Consider the following 25,693-nt stretch of genomic DNA (forward strand, 5'->3'; position numbering starts at 1 on the left):
CAGCCTACCAACCGGCCCCGGCCCAGCGCCGTCCGAACACGGGTGGCTTGGTCTTCACCGCTTCCCAGCCGAAGAAATGGTGCTTGCCGGACCATGTGTGCACCACGCCGCTGCAGATGCTGCACTTGAAGCTGCCGGAATGGGCTTCGGCGTGCTCCTCCCGTGTCGCGGTGTAGTTCATGCTGCAACCCGCGCAGGTGAATTCTTCGATCGTCCAGATGGTATTGGCCATTGCACCGAAAGTGTTTTGGGGGACCTCGGTGGAAGCCTAGGTGCGCGCCTTTGCAACGGCGTAAACCGGTCGGCCGAAATCCGGTTAACCGTCGTTAATGCTCCGCATGTCCCGGTCGATGCGCATCTGCACGCGCCTGATGGCGAGCAACGGCAGCCTGCCTTGCACGCGCCCGCAGCGGGCCCTGTCGCCGACGGCATAGGCGTAGCGCCAATAGCCCGGTGCGGCGTTTGGCTTCAGCGAAAAGTGGACGCCGCGGTGAATGCCTGCGTGGGTGACGGGCTCTCTGGGGCGGCGTGCCATCGTCTCGGAATGCACAATGGCCCGATGTGTTCCTAATCGCCGGTTCGGGCCGGCCCGGTCGTCTTGACGCCGGGTGCGCGGCTGGCAATAACGCTGGGCCGCGCAAGTGCCGGAACCCGCGTCAATGCCGCAAGGAAAGCCGTGCCCGTGAAAAGTCTGCGTCAGCTCCTGACGGGCGAGGACATCATCCAGCTCGTGATCCGCGTCGGCCTGCTCGGCCTGCTGATCATCTGGACCTTCCTGATCATCCGCCCCTTCGTGCCGATCCTTGCCTGGAGCGGCGTGCTCGCGGTCGCGTTCTACCCGGCCTTCAGCTGGGTCGCGAAGATTCTGGGCGGCCGGCCCAAGACCGCAGCGGCGATCCTGACCCTGATCACGCTCGGCGTCGTCATCGGTCCTGCGACCTGGCTCGGTATCAGCGCAGTGGACGGCGTGCGCGAGCTGGCGCACCAGCTCGGCACCGGCGACCTCGCGCTTCAGTCGGCGCCGGAGCAGCTCAAGTCGTGGCCGCTCGTCGGCCCCTGGCTATTCGACCTCTGGGAGCAGGCCTACAACAACATCCGCGCAGTGCTGCGCGAGGTGGCGCCTTATCTCCAGCCGCTGGCGGGACCGCTATTGTCGCTCGCGGGCGACGCCGGCGTCGGCACGCTCCAGTTCCTGGTCTCGGTGTTCGTGGCCGGCTTCCTGTTTCCGCACGGGCCGAGGCTGGTCGCGGCCGGCCGCGGCTTCCTGTTTCGCATCGTGCCCGAACAGAGTGAGCATTTCCTGGGGCTCGCAGGCGCGACCATCCGCGCCGTGGCGCAAGGCGTGATCGGCGTCGCGATCGTGCAGGCACTGCTCGCCGGCATCGGCTTCAAGCTTGCCGCGGTGCCGAGCGCAGGCCTGCTCGCCTTCATCGTGCTGCTGCTCTCGATCGTGCAGATCGGCGCCTTCCTGGTGCTGCTGCCGGTGATCATCTGGATCTGGACCGCCAAGGACGTCACCACTGCGCTGCTGCTCACCGTGTTTCTCGTCGTCGTCGGCTTCCTCGACACCATGTTGAAGCCGCTGGTGATGGGACGCGGCCTGACCACGCCGACCATCGTCATCTTCGTCGGCGTGATCGGCGGCACGCTCGCCCACGGCATCGTCGGCCTGTTCATCGGCCCGATCATCCTGTCGGTGGCCTGGGAAATGATGATGGCCTGGATCAGGACGGAGGACCGGGCCGAGGCGGGATCGAGGGCGGGGACAGCGGCGGGCGAGGGTTGATCTGGCTCCCTCGAACGGCGGGATCTGCCTGCCGGGTTCGATCAGACCTGGCGGCCTTCCCCATGTGATCAAGGTCCACGGAACTTGTCTATCCGACTAGACAAGTTACCATGGGCTCGATTCTTTTTTCGATTACGGCGGACATGGCGAAGTCTTCCAAACTGGTTGCCGCCAAGCGCGGCAAGGTCTTGTTGGTCAGACGCCGGTCGGACGGCCTGTGGATGTTCCCGGGCGGCCGCAAGCGTGCGCGCGAGTCCGACAAGGACTGCCTGCGGCGGGAAATCAAGGAAGAGCTGCCCAAGCTGAAGCTCGGCCGGATCAGCCTCTGGAAGGAAGTGACGGCCAGGAACAAGCGCTCCGGCCGCAAGATGAGCGACGCGATCTTCATCGCCAAGGGCGCCAAGGGCAGGCTCGCGATCGGCGACAAGAACGAGATCGACCGCGCCGTCTGGCAGAAGCCGCGCGGCATCCGCCTGACGCCGACCTCACGCTATATCCGCGACCGCCTGTTTCCGCGGAAGCGCGGGTGAGCTAGTCCTCCTCGGCTTCCGACGACGCGTGCTGTATCCGTCCGGTGTGGGCCCGCGAAGAATTGGCGCGCGCTTGCGGCGCGGACACCCTGGCCATTTCGGTTTCGCGCTGCTCCTTGCGAGCCTTGCGCGCGCGCTTCATGGCCTCCTTGACCTGAGGGTTCGGCGAATCCTCGGCGAAGAACAGCACCACCTCGCAGCTCGGACATTGCCTGGAATAGCCGTCCTGCAACCGTCCCGCGCGGTCGCGGAACACGGTCTTGCAGCGCGTGCACTGAATCTGGACGAAACTCATGCGCGGTCGATCGACGATGACTGATGGAAATGGATCGTCAGGTGATCCCAAATGTCTGAAGAAAGCCTGAACGGGTCGGCGAGTTCAAGCCGCTCCATCAGCCGCTATTGCTTGGCCGCTATCGTGTCCAGGCAATGGTTGAGATAGACGGTGCGATCCCTGGGCAGCACCTTCTCGAGATCCGCCTTCAGCGCGCATTCGCGCTGCCGCATCTGCTCGGCCCGCCGCTTCTCGGCCGCCTCGCGATATTCGGGAGCAACCTTGTTGGGATCGACGAGGGCCTGCGAGCGGGCGGGAGCCGTCACGGCGAGTGCAATGGCGGTGATGATAATGAACTGTTTCAAATGAGCCTCCGTTAAAAGGCTCATTCTAGCGCTCGGGCGGCAAGGGCTCAAACGGCAAATTCGCCGAGACACCCGGCAGCGCAGCTGTCCGCGGAAAGTCGCCGGCACCTGGCAGAGTTGATTTCAACTACCTGAAGTTGGGACGAGGGGAGGCGCTCACTTCGGGACGTGGTCGATCTTGTGGCCGAGATGCCCGGTGTCGTGATCGCGACGCAGCTGGCTCAGCGAGGTCTCGTTCAGCTGATGCAAGACCTCGCTGAGTTCAGTCGTATCCGGATAACCGGCGGCAAAACCCTTACCGTAGATCTTGCGCAACGTACCGACCAGCGTGTTGCCGTGCTTCTTGCTGATCGCGCCATCCTTGTCGCGGTGGCGGTGATCCAGGCCCGTGTCCTTCATGGCTTTCTCCCTGAGCGGCGTCTGCGCGCCTGGAGAGAGCGTGCTCCCAAACAAGTTGATTGGCAACGGCACGGCGCCGCCGTTGAGCATCGTCAAGGTGTGGAAAGATCGAAGTCTGTGTGAAGCGGTTCACAAGCGGTTGTCGAGATCGCTGCTACGAAGGCTTCATTGCTTGACCAATTGATATTTTGAAAACGCCCCAGCGCTCCACCAGGCGCTGGGGTTTTCACGTCCGAGTCACAGCCACGGCCAGAGCGCGCGACGCGCGATCGGATGGGCGGGTGGTTTCCGAATGCTGCCGAAAGGCGGGCGACTACGCGGCTTGCTCCTCGAACGAGGTGTAGACCTGGCCACCTGGACCAATCACCTGAACGCCCCAGCATCCGTCGGCGATGAGCTCCTTGGCCTTCTTGAGGGCGGCGGTGAGTGACAGCCGCTTGAGGCTGACGATTCCTGCCGTGTCGAAACCGCTGATTTCAAACATGCCGCTCCTCCCTGTTTTGTCGAATCCTACACTTTTTGAGCGGGTTGTCTCGCGGCTTTTGGGACTGGGATACAAAACCGCGAAAACAACCCCATGCACAGTAGCTAAGTCCTGCTGGCGCAACGCTTTCTTTTTGGCGCACGGCGGTCTTGCATCCGGTTGAGACGCCGGTTGACGCGTCGGGCAAAACAGGGGTAGTCTGCCAAATTCGGAAAATCCGCTTCCGGCCTTGGCGACGTCCCGGGATCGGGAGGAGCTCTTGTACGGCATGCGAGTCATGTCCGTCGCACGGACCCCGTAGTCGGCCGGGGTGGCGGGGTCTGCGGAAGGCCGCGGCCGCTAACGTGGAATTAAGCTGAAAAGCCCACAATTTTAGACAGTTGTAGATGGGTGCTGCGTAAGGGAGCCGTCGCGAGGACGTTCCGGCGACGGCTTCCTATTGCTCTCATTTGGGGTCAATGCCATGACCGCGACTTTCGAAACCCAAGGCCTTGTCGAACAGCTCGACCCTGCAGCACTGGCTGCGGCCATCGCGGCCGACGAACCCGCAAGCTCGGACGCTCCAGAACCGGTCAAGCGGTCCAGCCGGACGTCGGTCATGGCACTGTCGGTATGTGCCCTGGCCATCAACGGCGCGGCGGCGATCTACACATGGCCCTCGGGCGTGCCATCGCTGAATCTGAGCAGCCTGGCTGATCTGCTACCGCGGCAAGAGGCTTCAGCGCCAAAGCCGGATCCGGTTGTCGCTGCCTTGAAGGATATTCAGTCGACCCAGCAGCAACACACGGCTTCGCTGCAGGAGAGCAACCAGGCACTGCAGCAAAACGCGGCTGTGCTGCAGGCGGATTCGATGGTGCTGCTTTCGCTGCGACAGAGCATCACGGACGAACGGGTCGATGTGAAGAAGGTATCTTCCCAGCTGTCCACGCTGATCGCGAAGATCGACGCGCTGCAAAACACCATGATGTCGGACGTCACGTCCTCCGTTCGAAGAGCGCATGCGCGCTATGGGCTGTCCGCCGCCATCCGCAAACGGATCGCCCGGCAGTCGAAATCGGTCGGGCCGGTTTCGGTTGGAGGCGCTCCGCTCAGCACGCCGGCGACAGTTTCAGCCCCCGAAAGCTGAAGGCAAGTCAAGCAAATCACTCAAGCAAATCATCTGGGGCTGCGTGCGCGATGCTGGCCGCGGGGTCGCGATGACGAGCTCCGCCGGTCCACGCGCAGGCCTCGACCTAGCTTTAAGAAATCGTTGGACGACGGTGCTATATTGGATACAACAACGCCTGTCTCAGCGTCAGTTGCGTCCGGAAGTCATGATTACGTACAAGCAGTACCATATCGAACGACTTGAGCACGGGCCCAAGCGCTGGATTGCGCGCATCACGCGGACAGACGGCCAGAACATCCGCACGATTCTGCCGGCGACCGAGCTCCCCTACCTCGATACGAAGCCGACAACGTCCGCCGAGGAAGCCGAGGCGCTCGCCAAGGAAGGCATCGACTTCGGCGGCGTGGTGTAGTCCGGCGTCGCGGTCTCCTGATTATCGTTCGCGAATTCGACGGCGACTTCATCGGCAGCGGTGGTGCGGTCCGTGCAGCTTTATCCGTTACCGGTGATCTGCTCGACATGGTCGTTGATTGCTACGATCAGCGGCGCGCTGGCATTCACGCGTATCCAGTTATGGGTACAGGCCCTAGCGCGAGATCAATAGACCGTTCATCGAAGGGGTAGAGCTACGGAGGATACGGCAACAGAAGGTGCTTTAGTTCGTCGGCCTCGCTCGCCAGCCGTTTTCCTGATGGGGAATGGTGGCAGTGATATCGACGTCTCTCACAGCGGATTGGCGCCACGCTGCCACCCCGAAACACAGGGTCAGAGTCATAGCGGTCGCCAGCAGCAGCACGGACAAAAACTGGCTCACGCGCCCCCCACAATCAGAACATCTCTGAGTTAGCGAGCACGCACAGGCGATTCGGAAAATGCAGGCGCGCTGACCTGAAGGCAGTTTTCCCCAGGTTGTAAAACGGTGGATTAGCACCTTCGACCTTGCGCCCGCCGCGGCTCCGGAGCCGCTATTGCAGGCCGGCTTTTCACCCGAAAACTATTGTGGCTCGGTTGGCTTATCTCGCTCATGGCTCTCGGCTTCGGCGGCCGCGCACGCATCCATGCCATGGCATTTGCTTAGATAGTACCGGGTGCCCGCGAAGATGGAGCAAACAACCACCACGGAAACCAGCAGGAAGATCATCCACCGTCGGTTCAACATTCCCATGACCTTTTGCACCCTCCATCCGACGCGGCCCGTTCGCCCGACCGGCCCAACCAGGCGAGGCGAAGGGGCGTAAGCTCAAATCAGACCTTGCGCTTCGGATTTAGCTTAGCCTCACGCTCCAGCCGCTCGGACTTCAGGCGTTTGAGGTTTTCCTGAAACTCCGGCGTGGCTTGACTGTCGGCTATCGTCTGCCTCGATCCTATTGGATTGAGGGTCCGTCGCTCGGCTTCGTCCGCGACTTGTTGCTCGGCCGAACGTTTGGGTTTGATCATTTGCTTTTTGCCTTCAGGCGAGATTGACCAAGCGGTCGCCGGTCAATTCATTTTCGATTTGGCCGGTCGCGTCGAACGTTCTGGAATTCCTCGGGCCCCTTGACGAGCCGCCGCTTGCGGCTGGCCTGGTCATCCGGGCTCGCTTTGTTGTCTTTGAGCTTGTCGATCGCGTTGCCCGCCATTTCCCGAGCCCGCTCGGACGAGGCCTTGGCGGCAGACGTGACCCCTTGGGCAGGGGCGGGTTTGCCCAAGCCAATCTCCACCAGCCGACGGATGGATTCAGAGCGAGCCGGAGTGTCCTCCTGCCGCGACGCCCATGCGTCGATCTGAACGACAGTCGCCTCCGGCCAGCGCGTGCCGATCTGGACGCCCTGACCAGTCGCGGGGCGGCCGCGATGTTTTTTGGCACGAATCTTTTTTGCTGGTTTCATTTTATTTGGTACCAAAAAATCAGGCGGAGGTGAAGCGCGAACTTCCGATCAATGTGCTTGTTTAGCGCACTGTTATCGCATCAATCCCACGCAACATCGTGATCGCAGATTTGCTGTCAGGCGGCGCCCCGTAGAGGAAGCGCCAGTTGTACAGCAAACGGTCGGGAAGCATTGGCCTGGACGAAGGCCTGCAAGGCCGGAGTGATCTCGCTACTCGTGACACGCACGGCAAGCTCATCTGCGATCTCGCTGGTGGCATCGCGAGACCAGCCCTCGATCGCGTTGAAGGCGACAATACGGACCGGATAGGCATACTGCCCGGAGAGCAGGTCGCGGATGATGGTCTCGACGTCGGTGTCCTGCTCGTCGGTCTCGCGCCAGGAGCAGCCGGCGCGCGCGCCGAAGTCCTCCAGCACCAGGTAAATTTCCCGGTCGAGCCGATCCAGCGGCACAATCGACGGCGCATGACGCATGACGCAACTCCTACGAAAGAGGAGCAATTGCGCTGCCATGGGGATCGTTCCGTTCCCGCGTGAGGGGTAAGGCTCATGCGAAAAAAAGCTGTCCGCTGAGGCGGCCTTATTCCTTGTCCTCAGTCCAAGTGCGGTCGCCGCACCGGCACTCATAGACCCGGACCGTCAGCCCGCGCATTTTCCGAGCACAGCTCAGGACCGGATTGTGACGATGGTCACAGACCAGCCGCTTGCCTTCCGAGAGGGTCCGAATACTCTGATCACATTGTGATTTGGGACATTTATGGGCGCGCTTCGGCTTTTGGGATTGTTCCTTTTCAGCGTCTGGCTCGGCGCCGCTCCTGCGCAGGCCGAGCGCCGCGTTGCCTTGGTGATCGGCAACTCCGCCTACAAGAGCGTGCCCCGGCTCGCCAATCCCGTGAACGACGCCACGCTAGTCGGCGGCATGTTCAAGAAGGCCGGCTTCGACGTTGTCGATACCAAGCTCGATCTCAGCGTCGTCGAGATGCGCAAAGCCCTGCGCGAGTTCGGCGCCAAGGCGCGGGATGCGGATGTGGCCGTGATCTATTACGCTGGCCACGGTATCGAGCTGGACGGCAACAACTACCTCATCCCCACGGACGCCGCGCTCGAGACCGACACAGACGTGTTCGATGAGACATTCCCGCTCGATCGGGTGTTGTTTGCGATCGAGCCGGCCAAGCAGCTCAGGCTCGTCATCCTGGACGCCTGCCGCGACAACCCGTTCGCCAAGACGATGAAGCGCACGGTGGCCTCGCGCGCAATCGGCCGCGGCCTTGCCAAGATCGAGCCAACCAGTCCGAACACCATGATCGCTTTTGCCGCCAAGGCCGGCTCGACCGCCTCGGACGGCGACTCCAGAAACAGCCCGTTCTCCACGGCCTTGGTCGAGCGTCTGCCGACGCCAGGCCTCGACCTGCGCAAGGCCTTCGGGTTCGTCCGCGACGACGTCCTCAAGAACACCGGCTACAAGCAGGAGCCCTATGTGTACGGCTCGCTGGGTGGCGACGACGTCCCGCTGGTCCCGGCGAAGCCGGCAGTCGCTCCTGGACCGCAGGCAAGCCCTCAGGATGCGGTTCGCAGAGACTACGAGCTGGCATTGCAGGCAGGCGAGAAAGACGCATGGCAGGCCTTCCTGCGGACGTACCCGGATGGCTTCTATGCTGATCTCGCCAAGGTCCAGTTGAGGAAGATCGAAGCCGAGCAGACGCGCGCCGCTGCCGCCGATAAGGCCCGGCAGGCCGAGGATGAGAAGGCCCGGCTTGCGGCGGACCGCGCCAAGAAGGCCGAGCAGGACAAAGCGGCTGCCGCCGCAAAGATTGCCGAGGACGCTCGGCTTGCTGCCGAGAAGGCCAAGCAGGTCGAAGAGGCGAAAGCCGTCGCTGCCGAGCAGCGAAGGAAGGACGCCGAGGCAGCAGTCGCCAAGGCCCTGGCCGACAAACAGTCTGCCGAGAAAGCTCTGGCTGAGAGGATCGCGAGCGACAAGGCGGCTGCTGATCAAGCCGCAAAACTGGCGGCCGAGAAGAAGGACCAGAGCGAGAGCGAGCAGAAGGTCGCGGCCCTTGCGCCGACCTCATCGCCGCCGAGCTTGTCTCCGCAGGAGACCGCAAAACTGGTGCAGTCCGAGCTGCGCCGGGTCGGATGTCTATCCGCCGCTGCTGACGGAGACTGGAATGCCTCATCACAGAGATCGCTCTCGATCTTCAACAAGTACGCCGGAACCAAGTTCGACGCCAAGCTCGCGAGCCTCGACGCTCTCGATGCGATCAAGGCCAAGCCGGGCCGGGTCTGCCCGCTGATCTGCGACCATGGCTTCAGAGCTGATGGCGACACTTGCGTGAAGATTACCTGCCGCGCTGGCTATCGCGTCAACGACAATAACGAGTGCGAGAAGGCGGAAGATAAGAACCCGGCTGCTACGCGAAATGACGTCAAACAGCGAAACGAACAGCGCAAACAAGTAGAAGCCACGCCGTCCAAGCCGCAGGCTTCCGGACAATTGATCTGCAACGACGCCGGCTGCCGCCCCGTCAAGAGTGGGTGCCGACTAGAGCAGGCCTCATCCGCAGTCAACTCGCGCAGAACCACCGATCGAGCTGTCGAGGTGTGCAATTAAAAGTCGGGGAGCCCGCCTGGGCTCGCTTGATGTTGCTGGCTCACTCAACCGCGACAGGCGACTTTCGCTTGTGACCCATACCGTACAGCGGTAGAATCGTGCCTCGTTGGCTGTCAGAGGCAAATCGGACGCCGGTCCGCTTCAAGTCCACCGCCGCCTCTGGCCTGTTGCAGAGGTTCGACGACCAGCCGGACCATGAGCGTGATCAGAATCACACAACAGTAGCTTGCCTTTCGATAGGCTCTACATACGCTGCGCACATATTGCTCGGGGCTTCGATGGGCGCGTTTCGCTGGTTTTTATTGTTCTTTTTCATGTGGCTGACCTGCGGCTCTGCGCAGGCCGAGCGCCGCGTTGCCTTGGTGATCGGCAACTCCGCCTACAAGAGCGTGCCCCGGCTCGCCAATCCCGTGAACGACGCCACGCTAGTCGGCGGCATGTTCAAGAAGGCCGGCTTCGACGTTGTCGATACCAAGCTCGATCTCAGCGTCGTCGAGATGCGCAAAGCCCTGCGCGAGTTCGGCGCCAAGGCGCGGGATGCGGATGTGGCCGTGATCTATTACGCTGGCCACGGTATCGAGCTGGACGGCAACAACTACCTCATCCCCACGGACGCCGCGCTCGAGACCGACACAGACGTGTTCGATGAGACATTCCCGCTCGATCGGGTGTTGTTTGCGATCGAGCCGGCCAAGCAGCTCAGGCTCGTCATCCTGGACGCCTGCCGCGACAACCCGTTCGCCAAGACGATGAAGCGCACGGTGGCCTCGCGCGCAATCGGCCGCGGCCTTGCCAAGATCGAGCCAACCAGTCCGAACACCATGATCGCTTTTGCCGCCAAGGCCGGCTCGACCGCCTCGGACGGCGACTCCAGAAACAGCCCGTTCTCCACGGCCTTGGTCGAGCGTCTGCCGACGCCAGGCCTCGACCTGCGCAAGGCCTTCGGGTTCGTCCGCGACGACGTCCTCAAGAACACCGGCTACAAGCAGGAGCCCTATGTGTACGGCTCGCTGGGTGGCGACGACGTCCCGCTGGTCCCGGCGAAGCCGGCAGTCGCTCCTGGACCGCAGGCAAGCCCTCAGGATGCGGTTCGCAGAGACTACGAGCTGGCATTGCAGGCAGGCGAGAAAGACGCATGGCAGGCCTTCCTGCGGACGTACCCGGATGGCTTCTATGCTGATCTCGCCAAGGTCCAGTTGAGGAAGATCGAAGCCGAGCAGACGCGCGCCGCTGCCGCCGATAAGGCCCGGCAGGCCGAGGATGAGAAGGCCCGGCTTGCGGCGGACCGCGCCAAGAAGGCCGAGCAGGACAAAGCGGCTGCCGCCGCAAAGATTGCCGAGGACGCTCGGCTTGCTGCCGAGAAGGCCAAGCAGGTCGAAGAGGCGAAAGCCGTCGCTGCCGAGCAGCGAAGGAAGGACGCCGAGGCAGCAGTCGCCAAGGCCCTGGCCGACAAACAGTCTGCCGAGAAAGCTCTGGCTGAGAGGATCGCGAGCGACAAGGCGGCTGCTGATCAAGCCGCAAAACTGGCGGCCGAGAAGAAGGACCAGAGCGAGAGCGAGCAGAAGGTCGCGGCCCTTGCGCCGACCTCATCGCCGCCGAGCTTGTCTCCGCAGGAGACCGCAAAACTGGTGCAGTCCGAGCTGCGCCGGGTCGGATGTCTATCCGCCGCTGCTGACGGAGACTGGAATGCCTCATCACAGAGATCGCTCTCGATCTTCAACAAGTACGCCGGAACCAAGTTCGACGCCAAGCTCGCGAGCCTCGACGCTCTCGATGCGATCAAGGCCAAGCCGGGCCGGGTCTGCCCGCTGATCTGCGACCATGGCTTCAGAGCTGATGGCGACACTTGCGTGAAGATTACCTGCCGCGCTGGCTATCGCGTAAACGGCGATAATGAATGCGAGAAGGCACCGGAGAAGAGCCCAGTTGCCACGCGCGAAGAAACAAAGAGGCGGGATGCTGGCAGGCAGATCGAGACTGCTCCAGCGAAGCCTCAGGGCAGCGGTCAGATGGTCTGTAACGGCGCTGGCTGTCGGCCGGTTCGCCCGGGTTGCCATCTGGAAGTTTATCAACAAGGTAAGCACGGGGCTGGGAGCTGGGGCATGAACCAAGAGGTGTGCAACTGATCTCTCGTCCGCCCCAGCACGGCGTGACCCTTGGTGCTCCAGTCGGGCTTGACATCGGCGCCGCGCCCGCCGCAGGCGGAGCAGACGTAGCGCTCCTCGATCTCGCTCAGCCTCATTTCATCGCCCCAAGTGTCGGCGCTGACCGCGACGTGATGGCCGCAATGGCACCAGACCAAGACGCCGCTCAGGCCCATCTCGCGCAGCTCGCCGAAGGTGATCTTCTGCTCTCGCATCCGGCCATCAAAACGCAGGCGGTGACGGGGAGCAATTGACGGTTCGTCGGGAGGGCGGGAATGCCCCATCAAACCGCGCTCAATGCGGCCGGCAAGCTGTGTCTACAGCGGCAATCGATTTGCAGACACAGTGCAGACACAGAGGTTTTGTCGGAGAGCGCTGTTTCGATCTAACATATTGATTTGGTTGGTGAGCGCGCTGGGGCTCGAACCCAGGACCCCGTGATTAAAAGTCACGTGCTCTACCGGCTGAGCTACGCGCTCCCATGGCCGCTGATGGCTTCAAAGAAATCGCCATCGTCTTCGGTCATTTGGAAAAGCATGTCTTGCCGCCACATCGACGCAAGCGTTGCGGAAAAACCGGCTGTTTCCGGATCATGCTTTCGGCCCGCGCTGTGTAGGGGGATGGGGCGCGGAGGTCAATAGCTCGGGTGGTTGCCGAAGTTGAAGGCAACAGCGGGAATTCGCTCGCCGTTTCCAATGCTTGAGCCGGGATTTTCAACCGGAATGGCGGGCCGCCATCCACGCCGAAGAACCCGCGACGTCCGCCCATGGGCCGGATGCCGCGTTTGGAGCCCCGTCAGTTCGCTTCTCGCCGGACCTCGCTCGGCACCGGCACTTGCTGCGGCGTGCCGGCGGGGGTCGGTAGCGCGACCGGGCGCAGGCCGATCAGCTCGGCAGTGCGGATCGCGCTGTCGCGCCAGAACTGGAACGAGTTGATGCGGCTGAGCTCGAGGATGGCGATCGCGACCGCAGCCAGGAACGGCAGGCTTTGGAGCACCAGCACGCCGGCGAAGATGTAGATCTCGGTGATCTGGCGATAGCTGTTGGAGGCCACCAGCACGCCGGCGCCGATCAGGAGCAGGGCGCCGATCACAGCCTCCCAGAACGCCTGGAACTCGATCGACATCCTGGACAGGCCGCCCTTGGACGTGCGCGCGAACGCGATGTGCTCGGTGATCAGTCCCTGCGCCACCGCGCGCGACACCGTCCACTGCACGCTCATCGCCGCGATCATCGCGCCCAGCATCTGGCCGGGCTTGATCGCGACGCGCGCGCGGTACATCGACAAGAAGTGCGCGAGCGAGACGATGAAGGCGCCGATGATCGGCAGCGTCAGGATCTTGTCGGGAATGGCGATGTCGGCGAAGGCGACGATCGGCACCCAGACGAGATTGAGCAGCGCCACGACCACGCCGAGGCTTTCGGCACCCAGCCAATTCAACCAGCCGAGGCCATATTCGCGCTTCTGGTCGGGCGTCAGCCGGCTCCGTCCGGGCAGGAAGTTCCGCCAGTGCTTCTTGACGATCTGGAGGCCGCCATAGGCCCAGCGGTGACGCTGCTTCTTGAAGGCCTCGTAGGTGTCGGGGAGCAGCCCCTGGCCGTAGCGGTGGTTGGTGTAGTGCGTGGTCCAGCCGAGCTGCTGGATCGAAAGGCCGAGATCACTGTCCTCGCAGATCGTGTCGGACGACCAGCCGCCGGCCATGTCCATCGCGGCGCGGCGGATCAGGCACATCGTGCCGTGCACGATGATGGCGTTGGTCTCGTTGCGCTGGACCATGCCGATGTCGAAGAAGCCGGCATATTCGCCGTTCATGATGTAGTGCATGATCGACAGGTCGCCGTCGCGATGTTCCTGCGGCGCCTGCACCAGGCCGACGCTGGGATCGGCGAATGCCGGCACGAGGTCCTTGAGCCAGTCGGGATCGACGACGTAGTCGGCATCCAGGATGCCGATGATCTCGGCGTCGACGGCGGTGCGGTCCATCGCGATGCGGAGCGCACCGGCCTTGAAGCCCTGCACCTTCTCGGCATTGATGAACTTGAAGCGTTCACCGAGCGCGCGGCAATGATCCTGGATCGGCTGCCAGAAGGCAGGGTCCGGCGTGTTGTTGATGATGACGACGCATTCGTAGTTCGGATAATTCAGCCGCGACAGCGCATCGAGCGTCTGCTTGAGCATCTCGACCGGCTCGAAATAAGCGGGGATGTGGATCGAGACCTTCGGAAAGTAATTCTCGGGCACGTTCTCGACCGGCTTGCCTTTCGCGAGCAGCCGCTGCGGCGGCCGGCCGAACGCGACGGCCGCGATCTCGTCGATGCGCGCCATCGCGATCAGCACGAGGGGAACAAGCAGGATCATGCCGAGCGTGAGCGCGAAGGCGGAGCCGAAGATGAAATAGTGCCCGTTCCAGAACGCGAACACGGTGGCGGCCCAGGCGCCGACGCCATTGGCGGTGGCCGACAGCAGGAACGCCTGCTTCGCCGTCGGCTGCTGCAGCCGCAGGATCGGCAGCGACAGCAGGATACCGACCAGGAGGGCGACACCCATCAGCTTCCAATAGTCGGGATTTTGCACCGGGCCGGTCCAGGCGAATTTCGGCTCGCGGCTGGCGTTGAGGATGCCCCAGTACGGACCGACGCCGCCTTCGAAGTATTTCCAGGGCTGATCGATGGCCTCGACGATGTTGTATTCCATGCCGATGGCGTCGGCGCGGCTGACGAAGTTGCGCAGGGTCAATGCCTGCTGGAACGGACCTGGGTCGGCGTTGCGCAAATTGTAACCCGCGCTCGGCCAGCCGAACTCGGCGATCACGATGCGCTTGCCGGGGAACAGGTTACGCAACAGATTGTAGCGGTCGACGGCCTGGTCGACCGCCTGGTCCGACCGGAAGTTTTCCCAATAGGGCAGCACGTGGGCGGCGATGAAGTCGACGTTGGAGCCGAGGTCGGGATTGTCGCGCCAGATGTTCCAGATTTCACCGGTCGTGACGGGCACGCGGACCGAGCCCTTGACCTTCTTGATCATCTCGATGAGGTCTTCGACCTTCTGCTCGCCGCGGTAGATCACCTCGTTGCCGACGACGACGCCGTTGACGTTGCTGTTCTTGCGGGCGAGCTCGATGGCGGCCTTGATCTCGCGCTCGTTGCGATCCTTGTCCTTGTCGATCCAGGCGCCGACGGTGACCTTGAGGCCGAACTCGGCCGCGATCGGCGGCACCAGTTCCACGCCGCCCGTGGACGAATAAAGACGGATCGCGCGGGTCATCGTCGACAGCGTCTTCAGGTCGGCGCGGATTTTCTCCACCGTCGGAATGTTGTCGATGTCGGGATGAGCCGAGCCCTCAAACGGCGCGTAGGAGACGCTGGGCAGCAAGCCCTTGAAGTCGGGCGCGGGTTCCTTGTCGCGCAAGACTCCCCAGAGGCCGGCGTGGAGCGCGGACACAAGCAACAGAACGGCGGCGACAACCCGCATCGCGGCTAAACCAAAAGGGGCTGAGGGGGCAGGGAAGCGGATCCGACCCCGAGATCCGACCAAGTCCGCGGCAAATGGAGCATACCTCTGCCGCGCGGTTTCACAACTGTCATCGCCTCATGACCGTATGAGGGCATGCACATCTCGAAATTCGCAGCAGTGCCAATTGCCTCTATCGCCGATCGTTCCTGAACGCAGGCTGAAACAATCGCGGCTATTTCGGGGGCGCCGGTGACGCGCTTGCCGCGGGCGAGGGGCTCGCGGCCGGCTGCGGCTGCGCATTGCCGGCGGCCGGCGCGGCAGGCTGCGAGGCCGCGGCTGCCGCCTGTTGCGGCTGCGACGCCGGGTTGATCCAGCAAGCGTGCACACGGCTGTCCAGGGTCTCGGCGACCTTGGGATCGATCTGGCCGCCGAAGCGGGTCAGGCAGCGGAACGCAGCCTGGATGTGGCCGCCGGGACAGCCGAAGCGGTCGTAGAGGTCGAGATGGCGGAATGCGGTATCGAGGTCGTCCCGCCACATCAGCCGCACCACGCGCCGGCCGAGCCAGACGCATTCGGGGTTGCCGGCCGGGCCGCCGATGACCTGGGCTGCTTCGGCGAATTCGTCGGTGCGGCGTTGATTCTGGGCGGCATCCTTGGCGGCGGCATCGGCGGGCTGGGCGGCTGCCTTGCTCTGGTCGGGGGCGGGCGTGCCGCTCTGGGCGGAGGCCGCGCCGATACCCATCAGGATGACAAGGGAAGAAACGGCCAAGGTGGCGGCGAACTGCCGCAGGACCGCATTTCGTAACTCGAACACCCGTTGCCGCATGAATTCCCCAATATATCACTGACCGTCCGCGTCAGGACCTTCGCGGACGCGCCTGCGTGATGGCGTCCAAATGGGTCTCCAATGCGGCGGAAAAGTCCTCACGAGTCCATGGCCTGAATCTGGAATTTTGTCCAGCAAAGTCACGATCCTAGGCCTCGGTCGAACGGCCGCAGGTAAATTCCTCAGGGGAGGGAAGGATCCATAACGGAGTCACCCCCTTGGCAGATGGCGTGCTAGCAGGTAATCGACGGCCCTTCGCGGAGGACGGAACCGATTTCTCTTCGTACGCCACTGGCGCTTCTGCTCGTTTCATTGGGTGCGATCGCTGCCGTGTGGTGGTGGCTTGCCACGCCGATCTCGCTCGCGCGCGCCCCGATCGATCCCGCCGACAAGGTCCAATGCGTCTCCTACGCGCCGTTCCGCGGCGAGCAGTCGCCGCTGAACGCATGGACTCATATCGAGGCCGACCAGATCGAGCAGGACCTGCGCCAGCTCAAGGAGATCACCGACTGCGTCCGCACCTATTCGATGGAGAACGGGCTCGACCAGGTGCCGGCGATCGCGGCCCGGATCGGCGGGCTGAAGGTGCTCCAGGGCATCTGGCTCTCCAGCAACCGCACCAAGAATTTCGAGCAGGCTGCGCTCGCCATTCGTCTTTCCAAGGATTTCCCCGGAATCATCACCAGCATCATCGTCGGCAACGAAGTGCTGTTGCGCGGCGAGATGACGACCGCGGACCTCGTCTCCATCATCCGCTCGGTGAAGGCCCAGGTCAGCGTGCCCGTCACCTATGCCGATGTCTGGGAGTTCTGGCTCAGGAATCGCGAGATCTATGACGCCGTCGACCTCGTCACGATCCACATCCTGCCCTATTGGGAGGACTTCCCGGTCAAGGCGAAGTTTGCCGCCTCCCACGTCGAACAGATCCGCGAGCGCATGGCCGTCGCGTTCCCCGGCAAGGAGATCCTGATCGGCGAAACCGGCTGGCCGAGCGAAGGACGCATGCGCGAAGGCGCGCTGCCGTCGCGCACCAACCAGGCGCGCGTGGTCTCGGAGATCCTGAGTCTCGCGAAAGCGCAGAAATTCCGCGTCAATCTGATCGAGTCTTACGACCAGCCGTGGAAGCGCAAGCTGGAAGGCACCGTCGGCGGCTATTGGGGCCTCTATGACTCGGTGCGTCGGAGCCTGAAATATCCGCCGGGCCAGCCGATCAGCAATTTCCCTTACTGGAAATGGTATATGGGCGCCGGCATGGGCCTCTGCGTGCTGGTGTTCGCTGTCGCCGGCCTGACGTTGCGGCGCAGGCCCTGGACGCCGCGCTTCTCGGCGTGGCTCGGTGTGGCGATCTCGGCGACCTCGGCAGGCATCCTGCTCGGGATCGGCGCCGACAAGATGTACTACGAGAGCTACGGCATCGGCGGCTGGCTGCTCTGGGGCACGCTGCTCGCGGCCGGCATCCTGTCGCCGATCTTCTGCGCGCAGGCGATGGTGATCGGCCGCAGCCTTCCGACCTTCCTCGATCTGCTCGGTCCGCGCGAGGGCCGGAAATGGTCGAAGCTCACCGCCGTGCTGGGTCTGACGCTGGCAGTGACGGCGGTGATCGCGGCGCAGACCGCGCTCGGCTTCGTGTTCGACCCGCGCTACCACGACTTCCCCTACGCCTCGCTGACGATGGCGGTGGTGCCGTTCGCGCTTTTGATGTTGAACCGGCCGCAGATCGGCCAGCGTCCGATCGCGGAGTCGGTCTTCGCCGGCGTGCTGACGCTGTCGGCGGCCTATGTGCTCTTCAACGAGGGCCGCGACAATTGGCAGTCGCTGTGGACCTGCGCGATCTATCTCTTGTTCGCGCTCACGCTGTGGCGGGCGCGGGCCGAGCAAATCCAAGAATGAGCAGGCCGATCGCCAGGCCCGACAGCACTACATTGTAGAGCACGATGCCGAGGCCGGCGGCGATGATGCCGACGGTGAGCAGCACGATCGACGGCCGCATCAGGTTCAGCGTTGCCACTACCAGCGCGACAATGCCGAACACCGAATTCTTGAACAGCACGGTCGAGACCGAGCGCGCCTTGCAGACCAGGGTCTGAAGCCCGGCGTCGCAGGCGAGACCGACCTGCGAGTTTTCGATTCCGAGGTAGCGCAGATAGAGCGCATAGCCGACGGATGCGAAGCCGACGACGATCAGGAACTGCACCTGGTAGGGCGTGAGGCGGAAGGGCTTTTTTGTCATGGCGGCAATATGGTCGGGAAGGTGGAACGGGGCAACAGGGAAGGTGAGTTTATGTCGGTCGCGGGCGGTTCCGGGACGAGCAAGGCGGCCGCGCCTGGCCCCAAGATATCCAGGAACAGGCTGGGGTCGCGCCGGTTCTGAATGGTGTGACCGCACGAACGCATGCTGCATGCAAGGAGCGAGCATGGAAAAGCCAACCCAGCAGCAATTGGACGAACTCAAGAGGCTGAGCAAGGAAGCTCGGGTCGAGGATTGGTCGGAGCTCGTCCGGTCGAAGGATGAAGCTGAGAACCGCATTCGCGACCTGAAGGAAAAGGCCCGCATCGAGTAGGTGATTGCGCGCGCCAATGAGCTCTCAAGGGCGAGTTTGCATCGGCTGGTTCTGGTCCCTCAGCCGACGTTCGTATTTTTCCGCCAAGGCCAGCAATCGCTTCTTGATATAGGGGTCGGCCTGTTCGGCCAGCTCGCGGATGAGCGCGAGGTGCTGGCGCAGAAACGTCTCGTCCGCCATCTCCGCTCCGAATCATGTTCGTCGCGGATACTGCCGTTTCGGGTTGGAGGCCTTCGTATCGTTTGATACGTCGGCCGCGAGACCGTTTTCACCGCCACAGAGTGGATGCCGCGCCTACCGCCTGAAGAACGATGACAGCGTCGATCCCGCCGACGCGGTCTCCGGCTTCGGCTGTGCGGCCGGCTGCGCCGCAGGAGCAGGCGCGGGCTCCTCACGCTTCGACGAGCGTTTTGAGGAATAGCTGCGGCGATGCTTGTCCGGCTTGGCGGCGGGCGCGGGCGCCGGGGCGGTTTCGGCTTGCGGCACCGAGTCCTGGGTCTTGTCGGAGTTCTTCTCTTGGACTCGATCCTGAGTCTTCTCTTGTTTTTCCTGGCCGCCGCGCATTGACAGCCGCTGGCCGTCGAACACCGTCGTCTCGCAGTGGCGGTCGTTCTCGGCGAGGCCGGCGCAGAGTTTTGCTGCAGCCGCGGCGTTGATCAGCGGGCCGGCACCGAGGCGGAGCTGCATGCCGAGGCCGGTGTTGCCTTCCTTGATCATGATGATCGGCCGCAGCGCTGCGATTTCGGGATTGGATTTGGTGAGCCCGCGCCACAATGCGCGCAGGCCGTCGAGCGAGTTGGCGCCACCGAGATCGATCGCAAAGCGCGTCTGCTGGACCGCAATCGCGGGAGCCTCGCTTTCGGCGGCCTCCGGCGGCTTGGCTGGTGCCGCAGCGACTTCGATCGGCGCGGGCGCCGGATCGGGCTTCTTCTCGGCAGCCTTCTCAGTGGTCTTCTCAGTGGCCTCGTGCTGAACCAGTTTCGGGGCGGCCGGATCGGGCGGCGCCATGATCGATTTGGATGGGACCAGCGGAAGCATCGGCAGTGCCGAATTCGTCGCCGGCAACTGCGCGACGAGCGAGGCTGCGGCCGCGCTTTGTGGCGGCGGGCTCGACGGCTCCTTTGTGGCCTCGGCGCGCGGCTTGTCGTTGGCCGGAGCCGGCGTCGAGGCGACCGGCGCGATGCCGGGCGCCGGCGGTCCGATCAAAGCCGGCGCGTCCTGAGGTTTCGCAACGGACGCCTGCGGCGGCGTTGTCGTCTGCTTGGCGATCGCGCCGGTGACGGAATCGAGCCCCTGCTCCAGCACGGTGACGCGCGAATAGAGCCGGTCGCGATCGGTGTTCAGCGTCTCGATGGCGGAGGCGAGGCGGCGGGCCTCGTTCTGGCTCTCCTTGCTCAGCATCTGGAGCCGGTCGGCCTGGCGCGCGAGATCGGCGGACGCAACCTGGTCGCGCCGCCAGCCGAGCTGGGCCTGATTGGCGAACACGGCAAGCACCACGGCGCCGACGGCCGCCACGCCCCATGAGCCCAGCCGCCACATCATGCCGCGATCGAACGAACTCTCCTCGGCCACAAGTTCGGAGAACAGCCCGCCGGTCTCCTTGGCGCCGAAGGCATCCGCCAGTGGGTCGGAATCCTTTGCCATGAACGTTAAGTGCCCAACCCCTGTCCGGCTTCCCCGAATCAATCAGGGAACATTAACAGGAAAAGCGTGTCGCACTTGAACTCCGGGCGTTTGCGGGGGTAGCAAGGCGATAGCTGATGAGGGCGGCCCGTCGCCCGCTGGCGCCGATTGATTCGGCCGGATTGACAGGATTTCGATGACCGCCCGTTCCAGCCTCACGATCGTGCTCGCCGCCGGCGAAGGCACGCGTATGCGCTCTCACCTGCCGAAAGTGCTGCATCCGGTCGCGCACCAGAGTCTGCTCGCCCACGTGCTCGCCGCGGCGCCCAGGGGAACCGGCACCTCGCTCGCAGTCGTGATCGGACCCGACCATCAGGCGGTGGCGGACGAAGCAAAGCGCATCCGCCCCGACGCGCTCACCTTCGTGCAACAGGAACGGCTCGGTACCGCGCATGCGGTGCTGGCGGCGCGTGATGCCATTGCGCGGGGCGTGGACGATTTGCTGATTGCGTTCGGCGACACGCCGCTGATCTCGGCCGAGACCTTTGCGCGGCTGCGCGCGCCGCTGGCCAAAGGCGCCGCGATTGCGGCGCTCGGCTTCCGCGCTGCCGATCCCACCGGCTATGGCCGCTTCATCGTCGAGAGCGACCGCCTGGTCGCGATCCGCGAGCAGGCCGATGCCAGCGCCGAGGAGCGCAGGATCGACCTCTGCAATGCCGGGGTCATGGCGATCGACGGCCGCCGCGCGCTCGGGATCCTCGACAAGATCGGCAATGCGAATTCCAAGGGCGAATATTATCTGACCGACGCGGTCGGCGTTGTCAGCGAACAGGGATGGGATGCCGTGGTGATCGAAACCAGCGAGGACGAAGTGCGCGGCATCAACACCAAGGCGCAGCTCGCCGAGGCCGAAAGCGTGATGCAGGCGCGGTTGCGGAAAGCGGCGATGGAGGCCGGCGTCACGCTGATCGCGCCCGAAACCGTCTATCTTGCCGCGGATACCGTGTTCGGCAAGGACGTCACGATCGAGCCCTTCGTGGTGATCGGCCCCGGCGTTTCGATCGGCGACGGCACGGTGGTGCATTCCTTCTCGCATATCGTCGAGACCAAGCTCGGCAAGAAGGTCTCCATCGGCCCTTATGCGCGGCTGCGGCCCGGCACTTCGCTCGGCGACGGCGCGCGCATCGGCAATTTCGTGGAGACCAAGGCCGCGACGCTGGAGGCCGGCGTCAAGGTCAACCATCTCTCCTACATTGGCGACGCCACAATCGGCGCCAATTCCAACATCGGCGCCGGCACCATCACCTGCAACTACGACGGCTTCAAGAAGCACAAGACGATCATCGGGCAGGGCGCCTTCGTCGGCACCAACTCCTCGCTGGTCGCACCGGTGACCATCGGCAACGGCGCCTATATCGGCTCGGGCTCGGTGATCACGCGCGACGTGCCTGATGACGCCATGGCGCTGGAGCGTAGCCCGCAGACCATCCGCGACGGTGGTGCGGCGCGCTATCGCGAGATGAAGACGGGTGGCAAAAAGCTTGAAAAGAAGCCGGCGAAATGAGCGCCGCTATTCGTCGTCGGCGAATTCCGAGAAGATCGCGCGCGTCAGGCGCCAGCCACGCGCCTTGGCACGCTTGGCCGGCTCGCCGGCGGCGTGCTTGATGAAGACGGGCTTGCTTTCCTTGCCGCGCTGGGGCGGCGGCCAATGCGCAAGGTGCGTGCCGGTGGTCTCGCTGGCGCTCACCGACATCGATGACAGACCTTTGCGGTTGGATGAGCCTTTCATGGCCTCTCTCCTTGGTACGCAAGGGTTGGCCAAATTCGTTGACAACAAGTTAATGCGCGCGGTTTAAGGCTCAGCCAGTTCGACGCAGGCGAGGCGCCTTGCCGTCGGTGCTGTCTCAATCAGCAATAATTATTGAGTATCTGGTTCCTTAGGAACTTCGCTAAAAACCGAGCGCGTCGTTTAGGCGATTTTTCGACGATTTGGGGGATATTGATCCGCATGTGCGGGATTGTCGGCATTCTCGGGCGCGAGCCGGTTGCAGAGCAATTGGTGGATTCGCTCAAACGTCTTGAATATCGCGGCTATGATTCCGCGGGCGTCGCCACGCTCGAGGGCAAGCATCTCGAGCGCCGACGCGCCGAGGGCAAGCTGAAGAATCTGGAGAAGCGGCTGGAAGCCGAGCCGCTCAAGGGCACGACCGGAATCGGTCACACCCGCTGGGCCACCCACGGCAAGCCGACCGTGAACAATGCGCATCCGCACGCGACCGAGCGCGTCGCCGTCGTTCACAACGGCATCATCGAGAATTTCCGCGAGCTGCGCGAGGAGCTCGAGAAGAAAGGCACGGTGTTCCACACCCAGACCGACACCGAGATCGTGCTGCATCTCGTCGACGATCTGCTCACGCGCGGCAACAAGCCAGTGGAAGCGGTGAAATTGACGCTGGCGCGGCTGCGCGGCGCCTTCGCGCTCGGCTTCATCTTCGCCGGCGAGGACGATCTGATGATCGGCGCCCGCAACGGTCCGCCGCTCGCGATCGGCTATGGTGACGGCGAGATGTATCTCGGCTCCGACGCCATCGCGCTCGGCCCGTTCACCGACACGATCAGCTATCTCGAGGACGGCGACTGGGTCGTGCTGACCCATACGAGCGCTGCGATCTTCGACAAGGACGGCCACGCCGCCCAGCGCGAGAAGACCAAGCACGCTGCCTCGACCTCGCTGGTCGACAAGGCCAACTACCGCCACTTCATGGCCAAGGAGATCCACGAGCAGCCGGAAGTGGTCGGCCACACGCTGGCACGCTATGTCGACATGGCGACCGAGCGGGTCTTGCTGCCAGCCAAGCTGCCGTTCGACTTCAAGGACATCCAGCGCATCAACATCACGGCCTGCGGCACTGCGAGCTACGCCGGGTTCGTCGCAAAATACTGGTTCGAGCGTTTCGCGCGCGTTCCGGTCGAGGTCGATGTCGCCTCCGAATTCCGCTACCGCGAGGCGCCCTTGCGCAAGGGAGATCTCGCGATCTTCATTTCGCAATCGGGCGAGACCGCCGACACGCTGGCCGCGCTGCGCTACGCCAAGGATCAGGGCGTGCACACGGTGGCCGTCGTCAACGTGCCGACCTCGACGATCGCGCGCGAGAGCGAGACCGTGCTGCCAACGCTGGCCGGCCCCGAGATCGGCGTCGCCTCGACCAAGGCTTTCACCTGCCAGCTCATGGTGCTGGCAAATCTTGCGATCGCGGCCGGCAAGGCCCGCGGCGAACTGTCCGACGAGGACGAGACCAAGCTCGTCCACGGGCTCGTCGAGATTCCGCGTTTGATGTCGGATGCGCTCACCACCGAGCTCCAGATCGAGAAGCTCGCGCGCGAGATCGCCAAGTCGCGCGACGTGCTCTATCTCGGCCGCGGCACCAGCTTTCCGCTCGCCCTCGAAGGCGCGTTGAAGCTGAAGGAGATCTCCTACATCCACGCCGAGGGCTATGCCGCCGGCGAGCTCAAGCACGGCCCGATCGCGCTGATCGACGAGACCATGCCCGTCGTCGTCATCGCGCCCTACGACCGGGTGTTCGAAAAGACCGTCTCCAACATGCAGGAGGTCGCCGCCCGCGGCGGCAAGATCATCCTGATGACGGACGCCAAGGGCGCGGCGGAGGCGACCGTCGAGTCCCTCGTCACCATCGTCATGCCTGATATGGCGGCGGCGTTCACGCCGATGGTCTACGCCGTCCCGGTTCAGCTGCTCGCCTATCACACGGCGGTCATCATGGGGACCGACGTCGACCAGCCGCGCAATCTCGCGAAATCCGTGACCGTGGAATAGGCAGAAGGGTCGAGTGCGGAACGCTTCGTGGTCTTCCAAAACCTGCTAGAAGACCCTAGCTTGGACGAAGCGACTGACCTGGAACCCGAATGACCCCCCGTGACGACGCGCCAGCGCCTCTTGATCCCGTGCCGGAGCCGCATACCGGCCTGATGGGCCGCTTCCGCAATTATTTCCTCACCGGTCTCGTCGTGACGGGACCGGTTGCGATCACCTTTTATCTGGTCTGGTGGTTCGTCACCTGGGTTGATGGCGTGGTGCGGCCGTTCGTGCCGCTGGCCTATCGGCCTGAAACCTACATGCCGTACGTCATCCCCGGCTGGGGACTGATTGTCGCATTCTTCACGTTGACTCTGGTCGGCTTCCTCGCGGCCAATTTGATCGGGCGGACGCTGGTCGATGTCGGCGAGACCTTCCTCGGCCGCATCCCGGCGGTGCGCGCCATCTACCGCGGCCTGAAGCAAGTGTTCGAGACGCTGTTCTCGGGCAAGGGCTCGAGCTTCCGCAAAGTCGGCCTGGTCGAGTTTCCCTCGCCGGGCATGTGGTCGATCGTGCTGATCTCGCAATCGCCGAACGAGGATGTCTCCCGCAGCCTGCCGGGTCAGGAGGAGCACGTCTCGGTGTTCCTGCCTTGCTCGCCGAACCCGACCACCGGCTTCTTCTTCTACGTGCCCAAGAGCAAGATTGTCGAAGTCGACATGAGCACCGAGGATGCCGCGACCCTGATCATGTCGGCCGGCGTCGTGCAGCCGGGCTCGGCGCCCGATTCGAAGAAGGCAGCGGCGCTGGCGGGCATGGCGAATGCCGCGCGTATCGCCAACGCCTCGGCGCTCCAGCCCCAGCCTGCGAAGGTGGAGTAGGGCCATTCCTCTGCGGGATGGCCGCCGTTCACGCGGGTGTCCCGTCCTCTGCTAGTCTCCGATTGAATTGAGCGCGTTGCTCGGGATTCGATCTGGAGTGCACGATGTCCAAAACCATTGCGATCCTCGCGCCCGGTGCCATGGGCAGTGCCGTGGCCCGTCGTCTCGGCGACCACGGTGCGCGCGTGCTGACGTCGTTGAATGGGCGGAGCGAGGCGACGTGCAAACGCGCGGCGGATGCCGGCATGATCGGCGCCGAGGACGACGCGATCGCGGACGCCGACATCATCCTCTCGATCGTGCCGCCGGGCGAAGCCGTGGCGCTCGCCGAGCGGCTGGCGGGGCTGATCGTCCGGCGCGAGAAGAAGCCGGTCGTGGTCGATTGCAATGCCGTCAACGTCGATACCGTGATGAGGATCGAAGAGATCATCGGCTCGGCACAGGCGCCGTTCGTCGACGCCGGCATCATCGGGTTCCCGCCCCAGCCCGGCGGCAAGAGCCCGGCCTTCTACATGTCCGGCGAGCACGCCAAGGACGTCGCCGTGCTGAAGGACCTCGGGCTCGACGTGCGGATCGTCGACGGGCCGGTCGGGGCCGCGTCCGCGCTGAAAATGTCCTATGCCGGTATCGTCAAGGGCCTCGCCGGGATCGGCTCGGCGATGGTGGTCGCGGCAACGAAGGCGGGAGCTGCGGACGCGCTGCGCGACGAACTCGCACTCAGCCAGCCCGCGGTACTGGCCCGGCTCGAAGTCGCGCTGCCGGACATGATCCCGAAGGCCTATCGCTGGGTTGCGGAGATGCGGGAGATTTCCGGCTTTCTCGGCCCCGATCATCCGGCCAGCCAGGTTTACGAGGGCTTTGCACGCTGGTTCGAGCATCTCGCCGAGGACGCGAAAGGCGAGGCGGCGGATACCGACCTGATGAAGGCATTCGCCGCGCGTATCGTGCAGAAGAAATCCTGATCGTC

27 protein-coding genes and 1 tRNA gene are annotated in these 25,693 nt (G+C 63.8%); 12 read left to right on the forward strand and 16 right to left on the reverse strand.

Features of this window, described 5'->3' with window-relative positions:
• Positions 1–4: 4 nt before the first annotated feature.
• Positions 5–232 (reverse strand): hypothetical protein, encoded by a 228-nt coding sequence (locus AC0L3C_RS00390; protein ID WP_007610605.1) that lies wholly within the window; start codon positions 230–232, stop codon positions 5–7.
• Positions 233–316: 84 nt separating this feature from the next.
• Positions 317–535 (reverse strand): hypothetical protein, encoded by a 219-nt coding sequence (locus tag AC0L3C_RS00395; RefSeq protein ID WP_473406859.1) that lies wholly within the window; start codon positions 533–535, stop codon positions 317–319.
• A gap of 141 nt (positions 536–676) precedes the next feature.
• Between AC0L3C_RS00395 and AC0L3C_RS00400 the strand changes: the two genes are divergently transcribed.
• Both AC0L3C_RS00400 and AC0L3C_RS00405 read left to right on the forward strand, forming a co-directional pair.
• On the forward strand, positions 677–1,786 hold the full coding sequence (locus AC0L3C_RS00400) for an AI-2E family transporter (protein ID WP_473406860.1): 1,110 nt from the start codon (positions 677–679) through the stop codon (positions 1,784–1,786).
• A 143-nt stretch (positions 1,787–1,929) separates the two neighbouring features.
• On the forward strand, positions 1,930–2,316 hold the full coding sequence (locus AC0L3C_RS00405; RefSeq protein WP_027518066.1) for an NUDIX hydrolase: 387 nt from the start codon (positions 1,930–1,932) through the stop codon (positions 2,314–2,316).
• A 1-nt stretch (position 2,317) separates the two neighbouring features.
• On the opposite strand, the gene AC0L3C_RS00410 is transcribed toward AC0L3C_RS00405, so the two are convergent.
• The 4 genes from AC0L3C_RS00410 to AC0L3C_RS00425 all read right to left on the reverse strand — a co-directional run bounded on the left by AC0L3C_RS00410 (position 2,318) and on the right by AC0L3C_RS00425 (position 3,838).
• Entirely contained in the window at positions 2,318–2,611 is a 294-nt protein-coding gene (locus tag AC0L3C_RS00410) for an OapC/ArvC family zinc-ribbon domain-containing protein (RefSeq protein WP_473406861.1), read from the reverse strand.
• Between the two features lie 104 nt (positions 2,612–2,715).
• Entirely contained in the window at positions 2,716–2,955 is a 240-nt protein-coding gene (locus tag AC0L3C_RS00415; protein WP_473248989.1) for a hypothetical protein, read from the reverse strand.
• Between the two features lie 156 nt (positions 2,956–3,111).
• The gene (locus tag AC0L3C_RS00420) at positions 3,112–3,354 is read right to left on the reverse strand and encodes a hypothetical protein (protein ID WP_007590794.1); all 243 of its coding nucleotides are present in this window, start codon (positions 3,352–3,354) and stop codon (positions 3,112–3,114) included.
• A gap of 313 nt (positions 3,355–3,667) precedes the next feature.
• On the reverse strand, positions 3,668–3,838 hold the full coding sequence (locus AC0L3C_RS00425; RefSeq protein WP_007590796.1) for a hypothetical protein: 171 nt from the start codon (positions 3,836–3,838) through the stop codon (positions 3,668–3,670).
• Positions 3,839–4,301: 463 nt separating this feature from the next.
• Here AC0L3C_RS00425 and AC0L3C_RS00430 point away from each other — a divergent pair, with 463 nt between their 5' ends.
• Positions 4,302–4,964 carry a hypothetical protein gene (locus AC0L3C_RS00430; protein ID WP_473266458.1) on the forward strand — a complete coding sequence of 221 codons (663 nt, stop codon included), beginning with the start codon at positions 4,302–4,304 and terminating at the stop codon, positions 4,962–4,964.
• 187 nt (positions 4,965–5,151) lie between these two features.
• Positions 5,152–5,358: a hypothetical protein gene (locus AC0L3C_RS00435; RefSeq protein WP_473406862.1), complete on the forward strand. Its 207-nt coding sequence runs from the start codon at positions 5,152–5,154 to the stop codon at positions 5,356–5,358.
• Positions 5,359–6,191: 833 nt separating this feature from the next.
• On the opposite strand, the gene AC0L3C_RS00440 is transcribed toward AC0L3C_RS00435, so the two are convergent.
• The 3 genes from AC0L3C_RS00440 to AC0L3C_RS00450 all read right to left on the reverse strand — a co-directional run bounded on the left by AC0L3C_RS00440 (position 6,192) and on the right by AC0L3C_RS00450 (position 7,287).
• A complete protein-coding gene (locus tag AC0L3C_RS00440; RefSeq protein ID WP_473266454.1) occupies positions 6,192–6,383 on the reverse strand; it encodes a hypothetical protein in 192 nt (63 codons plus the stop codon).
• Positions 6,384–6,430: 47 nt separating this feature from the next.
• Positions 6,431–6,814: a hypothetical protein gene (locus AC0L3C_RS00445; protein ID WP_473266452.1), complete on the reverse strand. Its 384-nt coding sequence runs from the start codon at positions 6,812–6,814 to the stop codon at positions 6,431–6,433.
• A gap of 116 nt (positions 6,815–6,930) precedes the next feature.
• Positions 6,931–7,287 carry a hypothetical protein gene (locus AC0L3C_RS00450; RefSeq protein WP_473282344.1) on the reverse strand — a complete coding sequence of 119 codons (357 nt, stop codon included), beginning with the start codon at positions 7,285–7,287 and terminating at the stop codon, positions 6,931–6,933.
• Positions 7,288–7,570: 283 nt separating this feature from the next.
• Between AC0L3C_RS00450 and AC0L3C_RS00455 the strand changes: the two genes are divergently transcribed.
• Positions 7,571–9,424: a caspase family protein gene (locus AC0L3C_RS00455; RefSeq protein ID WP_473406863.1), complete on the forward strand. Its 1,854-nt coding sequence runs from the start codon at positions 7,571–7,573 to the stop codon at positions 9,422–9,424.
• Positions 9,425–9,702: 278 nt separating this feature from the next.
• On the forward strand, positions 9,703–11,550 hold the full coding sequence (locus AC0L3C_RS00460) for a caspase family protein (protein WP_473406864.1): 1,848 nt from the start codon (positions 9,703–9,705) through the stop codon (positions 11,548–11,550).
• A gap of 421 nt (positions 11,551–11,971) precedes the next feature.
• On the opposite strand, the gene AC0L3C_RS00465 is transcribed toward AC0L3C_RS00460, so the two are convergent.
• The 3 genes from AC0L3C_RS00465 to AC0L3C_RS00475 all read right to left on the reverse strand — a co-directional run bounded on the left by AC0L3C_RS00465 (position 11,972) and on the right by AC0L3C_RS00475 (position 15,847).
• Positions 11,972–12,047 (reverse strand) — tRNA-Lys (locus AC0L3C_RS00465).
• Between the two features lie 316 nt (positions 12,048–12,363).
• Positions 12,364–15,039, reverse strand: coding sequence for a glycosyltransferase (locus tag AC0L3C_RS00470; RefSeq protein WP_473264638.1), 2,676 nt, complete (start codon positions 15,037–15,039; stop codon positions 12,364–12,366).
• Positions 15,040–15,253: 214 nt separating this feature from the next.
• Positions 15,254–15,847: a beta-1-3, beta-1-6-glucan biosynthesis protein gene (locus AC0L3C_RS00475; protein WP_473264639.1), complete on the reverse strand. Its 594-nt coding sequence runs from the start codon at positions 15,845–15,847 to the stop codon at positions 15,254–15,256.
• 330 nt (positions 15,848–16,177) lie between these two features.
• Between AC0L3C_RS00475 and AC0L3C_RS00480 the strand changes: the two genes are divergently transcribed.
• Positions 16,178–17,737 (forward strand): glycoside hydrolase family 17 protein, encoded by a 1,560-nt coding sequence (locus AC0L3C_RS00480; protein ID WP_473406865.1) that lies wholly within the window; start codon positions 16,178–16,180, stop codon positions 17,735–17,737.
• Here AC0L3C_RS00480 and AC0L3C_RS00485 read toward each other — a convergent pair.
• Positions 17,697–18,077, reverse strand: coding sequence for a hypothetical protein (locus AC0L3C_RS00485; protein WP_063996284.1), 381 nt, complete (start codon positions 18,075–18,077; stop codon positions 17,697–17,699). The two genes, AC0L3C_RS00480 and AC0L3C_RS00485, sit on opposite strands and share 41 nt — an antisense overlap.
• 184 nt (positions 18,078–18,261) lie before the next feature.
• Between AC0L3C_RS00485 and AC0L3C_RS00490 the strand changes: the two genes are divergently transcribed.
• On the forward strand, positions 18,262–18,408 hold the full coding sequence (locus AC0L3C_RS00490) for a hypothetical protein (RefSeq protein ID WP_473264641.1): 147 nt from the start codon (positions 18,262–18,264) through the stop codon (positions 18,406–18,408).
• Between the two features lie 24 nt (positions 18,409–18,432).
• Here AC0L3C_RS00490 and AC0L3C_RS00495 read toward each other — a convergent pair whose 3' ends face one another.
• Both AC0L3C_RS00495 and AC0L3C_RS00500 read right to left on the reverse strand, forming a co-directional pair.
• On the reverse strand, positions 18,433–18,588 hold the full coding sequence (locus AC0L3C_RS00495; RefSeq protein WP_473406866.1) for a hypothetical protein: 156 nt from the start codon (positions 18,586–18,588) through the stop codon (positions 18,433–18,435).
• 114 nt (positions 18,589–18,702) lie between these two features.
• The gene (locus AC0L3C_RS00500; protein ID WP_473406867.1) at positions 18,703–20,052 is read right to left on the reverse strand and encodes a hypothetical protein; all 1,350 of its coding nucleotides are present in this window, start codon (positions 20,050–20,052) and stop codon (positions 18,703–18,705) included.
• A 175-nt stretch (positions 20,053–20,227) separates the two neighbouring features.
• On the opposite strand from AC0L3C_RS00500, the gene glmU reads away from it, so the two are divergent.
• Positions 20,228–21,595: a bifunctional UDP-N-acetylglucosamine diphosphorylase/glucosamine-1-phosphate N-acetyltransferase GlmU gene (gene glmU, locus AC0L3C_RS00505; RefSeq protein ID WP_473406868.1), complete on the forward strand. Its 1,368-nt coding sequence runs from the start codon at positions 20,228–20,230 to the stop codon at positions 21,593–21,595.
• A gap of 6 nt (positions 21,596–21,601) precedes the next feature.
• Here the strand turns inward: glmU and AC0L3C_RS00510 are convergent, their stop codons facing one another.
• Positions 21,602–21,820, reverse strand: coding sequence for a hypothetical protein (locus AC0L3C_RS00510; RefSeq protein ID WP_063996287.1), 219 nt, complete (start codon positions 21,818–21,820; stop codon positions 21,602–21,604).
• 219 nt (positions 21,821–22,039) lie between these two features.
• Here AC0L3C_RS00510 and glmS point away from each other — a divergent pair, with 219 nt between their 5' ends.
• From glmS to AC0L3C_RS00525, 3 genes are all read left to right on the forward strand, one after another.
• Positions 22,040–23,866, forward strand: a complete 1,827-nt coding sequence (gene glmS / locus AC0L3C_RS00515) for a glutamine--fructose-6-phosphate transaminase (isomerizing) (RefSeq protein ID WP_473406869.1) — start codon at positions 22,040–22,042, stop codon at positions 23,864–23,866.
• 89 nt (positions 23,867–23,955) lie between these two features.
• The gene (locus AC0L3C_RS00520; RefSeq protein WP_473264647.1) at positions 23,956–24,726 is read left to right on the forward strand and encodes a DUF502 domain-containing protein; all 771 of its coding nucleotides are present in this window, start codon (positions 23,956–23,958) and stop codon (positions 24,724–24,726) included.
• A gap of 104 nt (positions 24,727–24,830) precedes the next feature.
• A complete protein-coding gene (locus AC0L3C_RS00525) occupies positions 24,831–25,688 on the forward strand; it encodes an NAD(P)-dependent oxidoreductase (RefSeq protein WP_473264648.1) in 858 nt (285 codons plus the stop codon).
• Positions 25,689–25,693 lie beyond the last annotated feature (5 nt).

This window comes from Bradyrhizobium sp. WSM4872 (assembly GCF_055811715.1).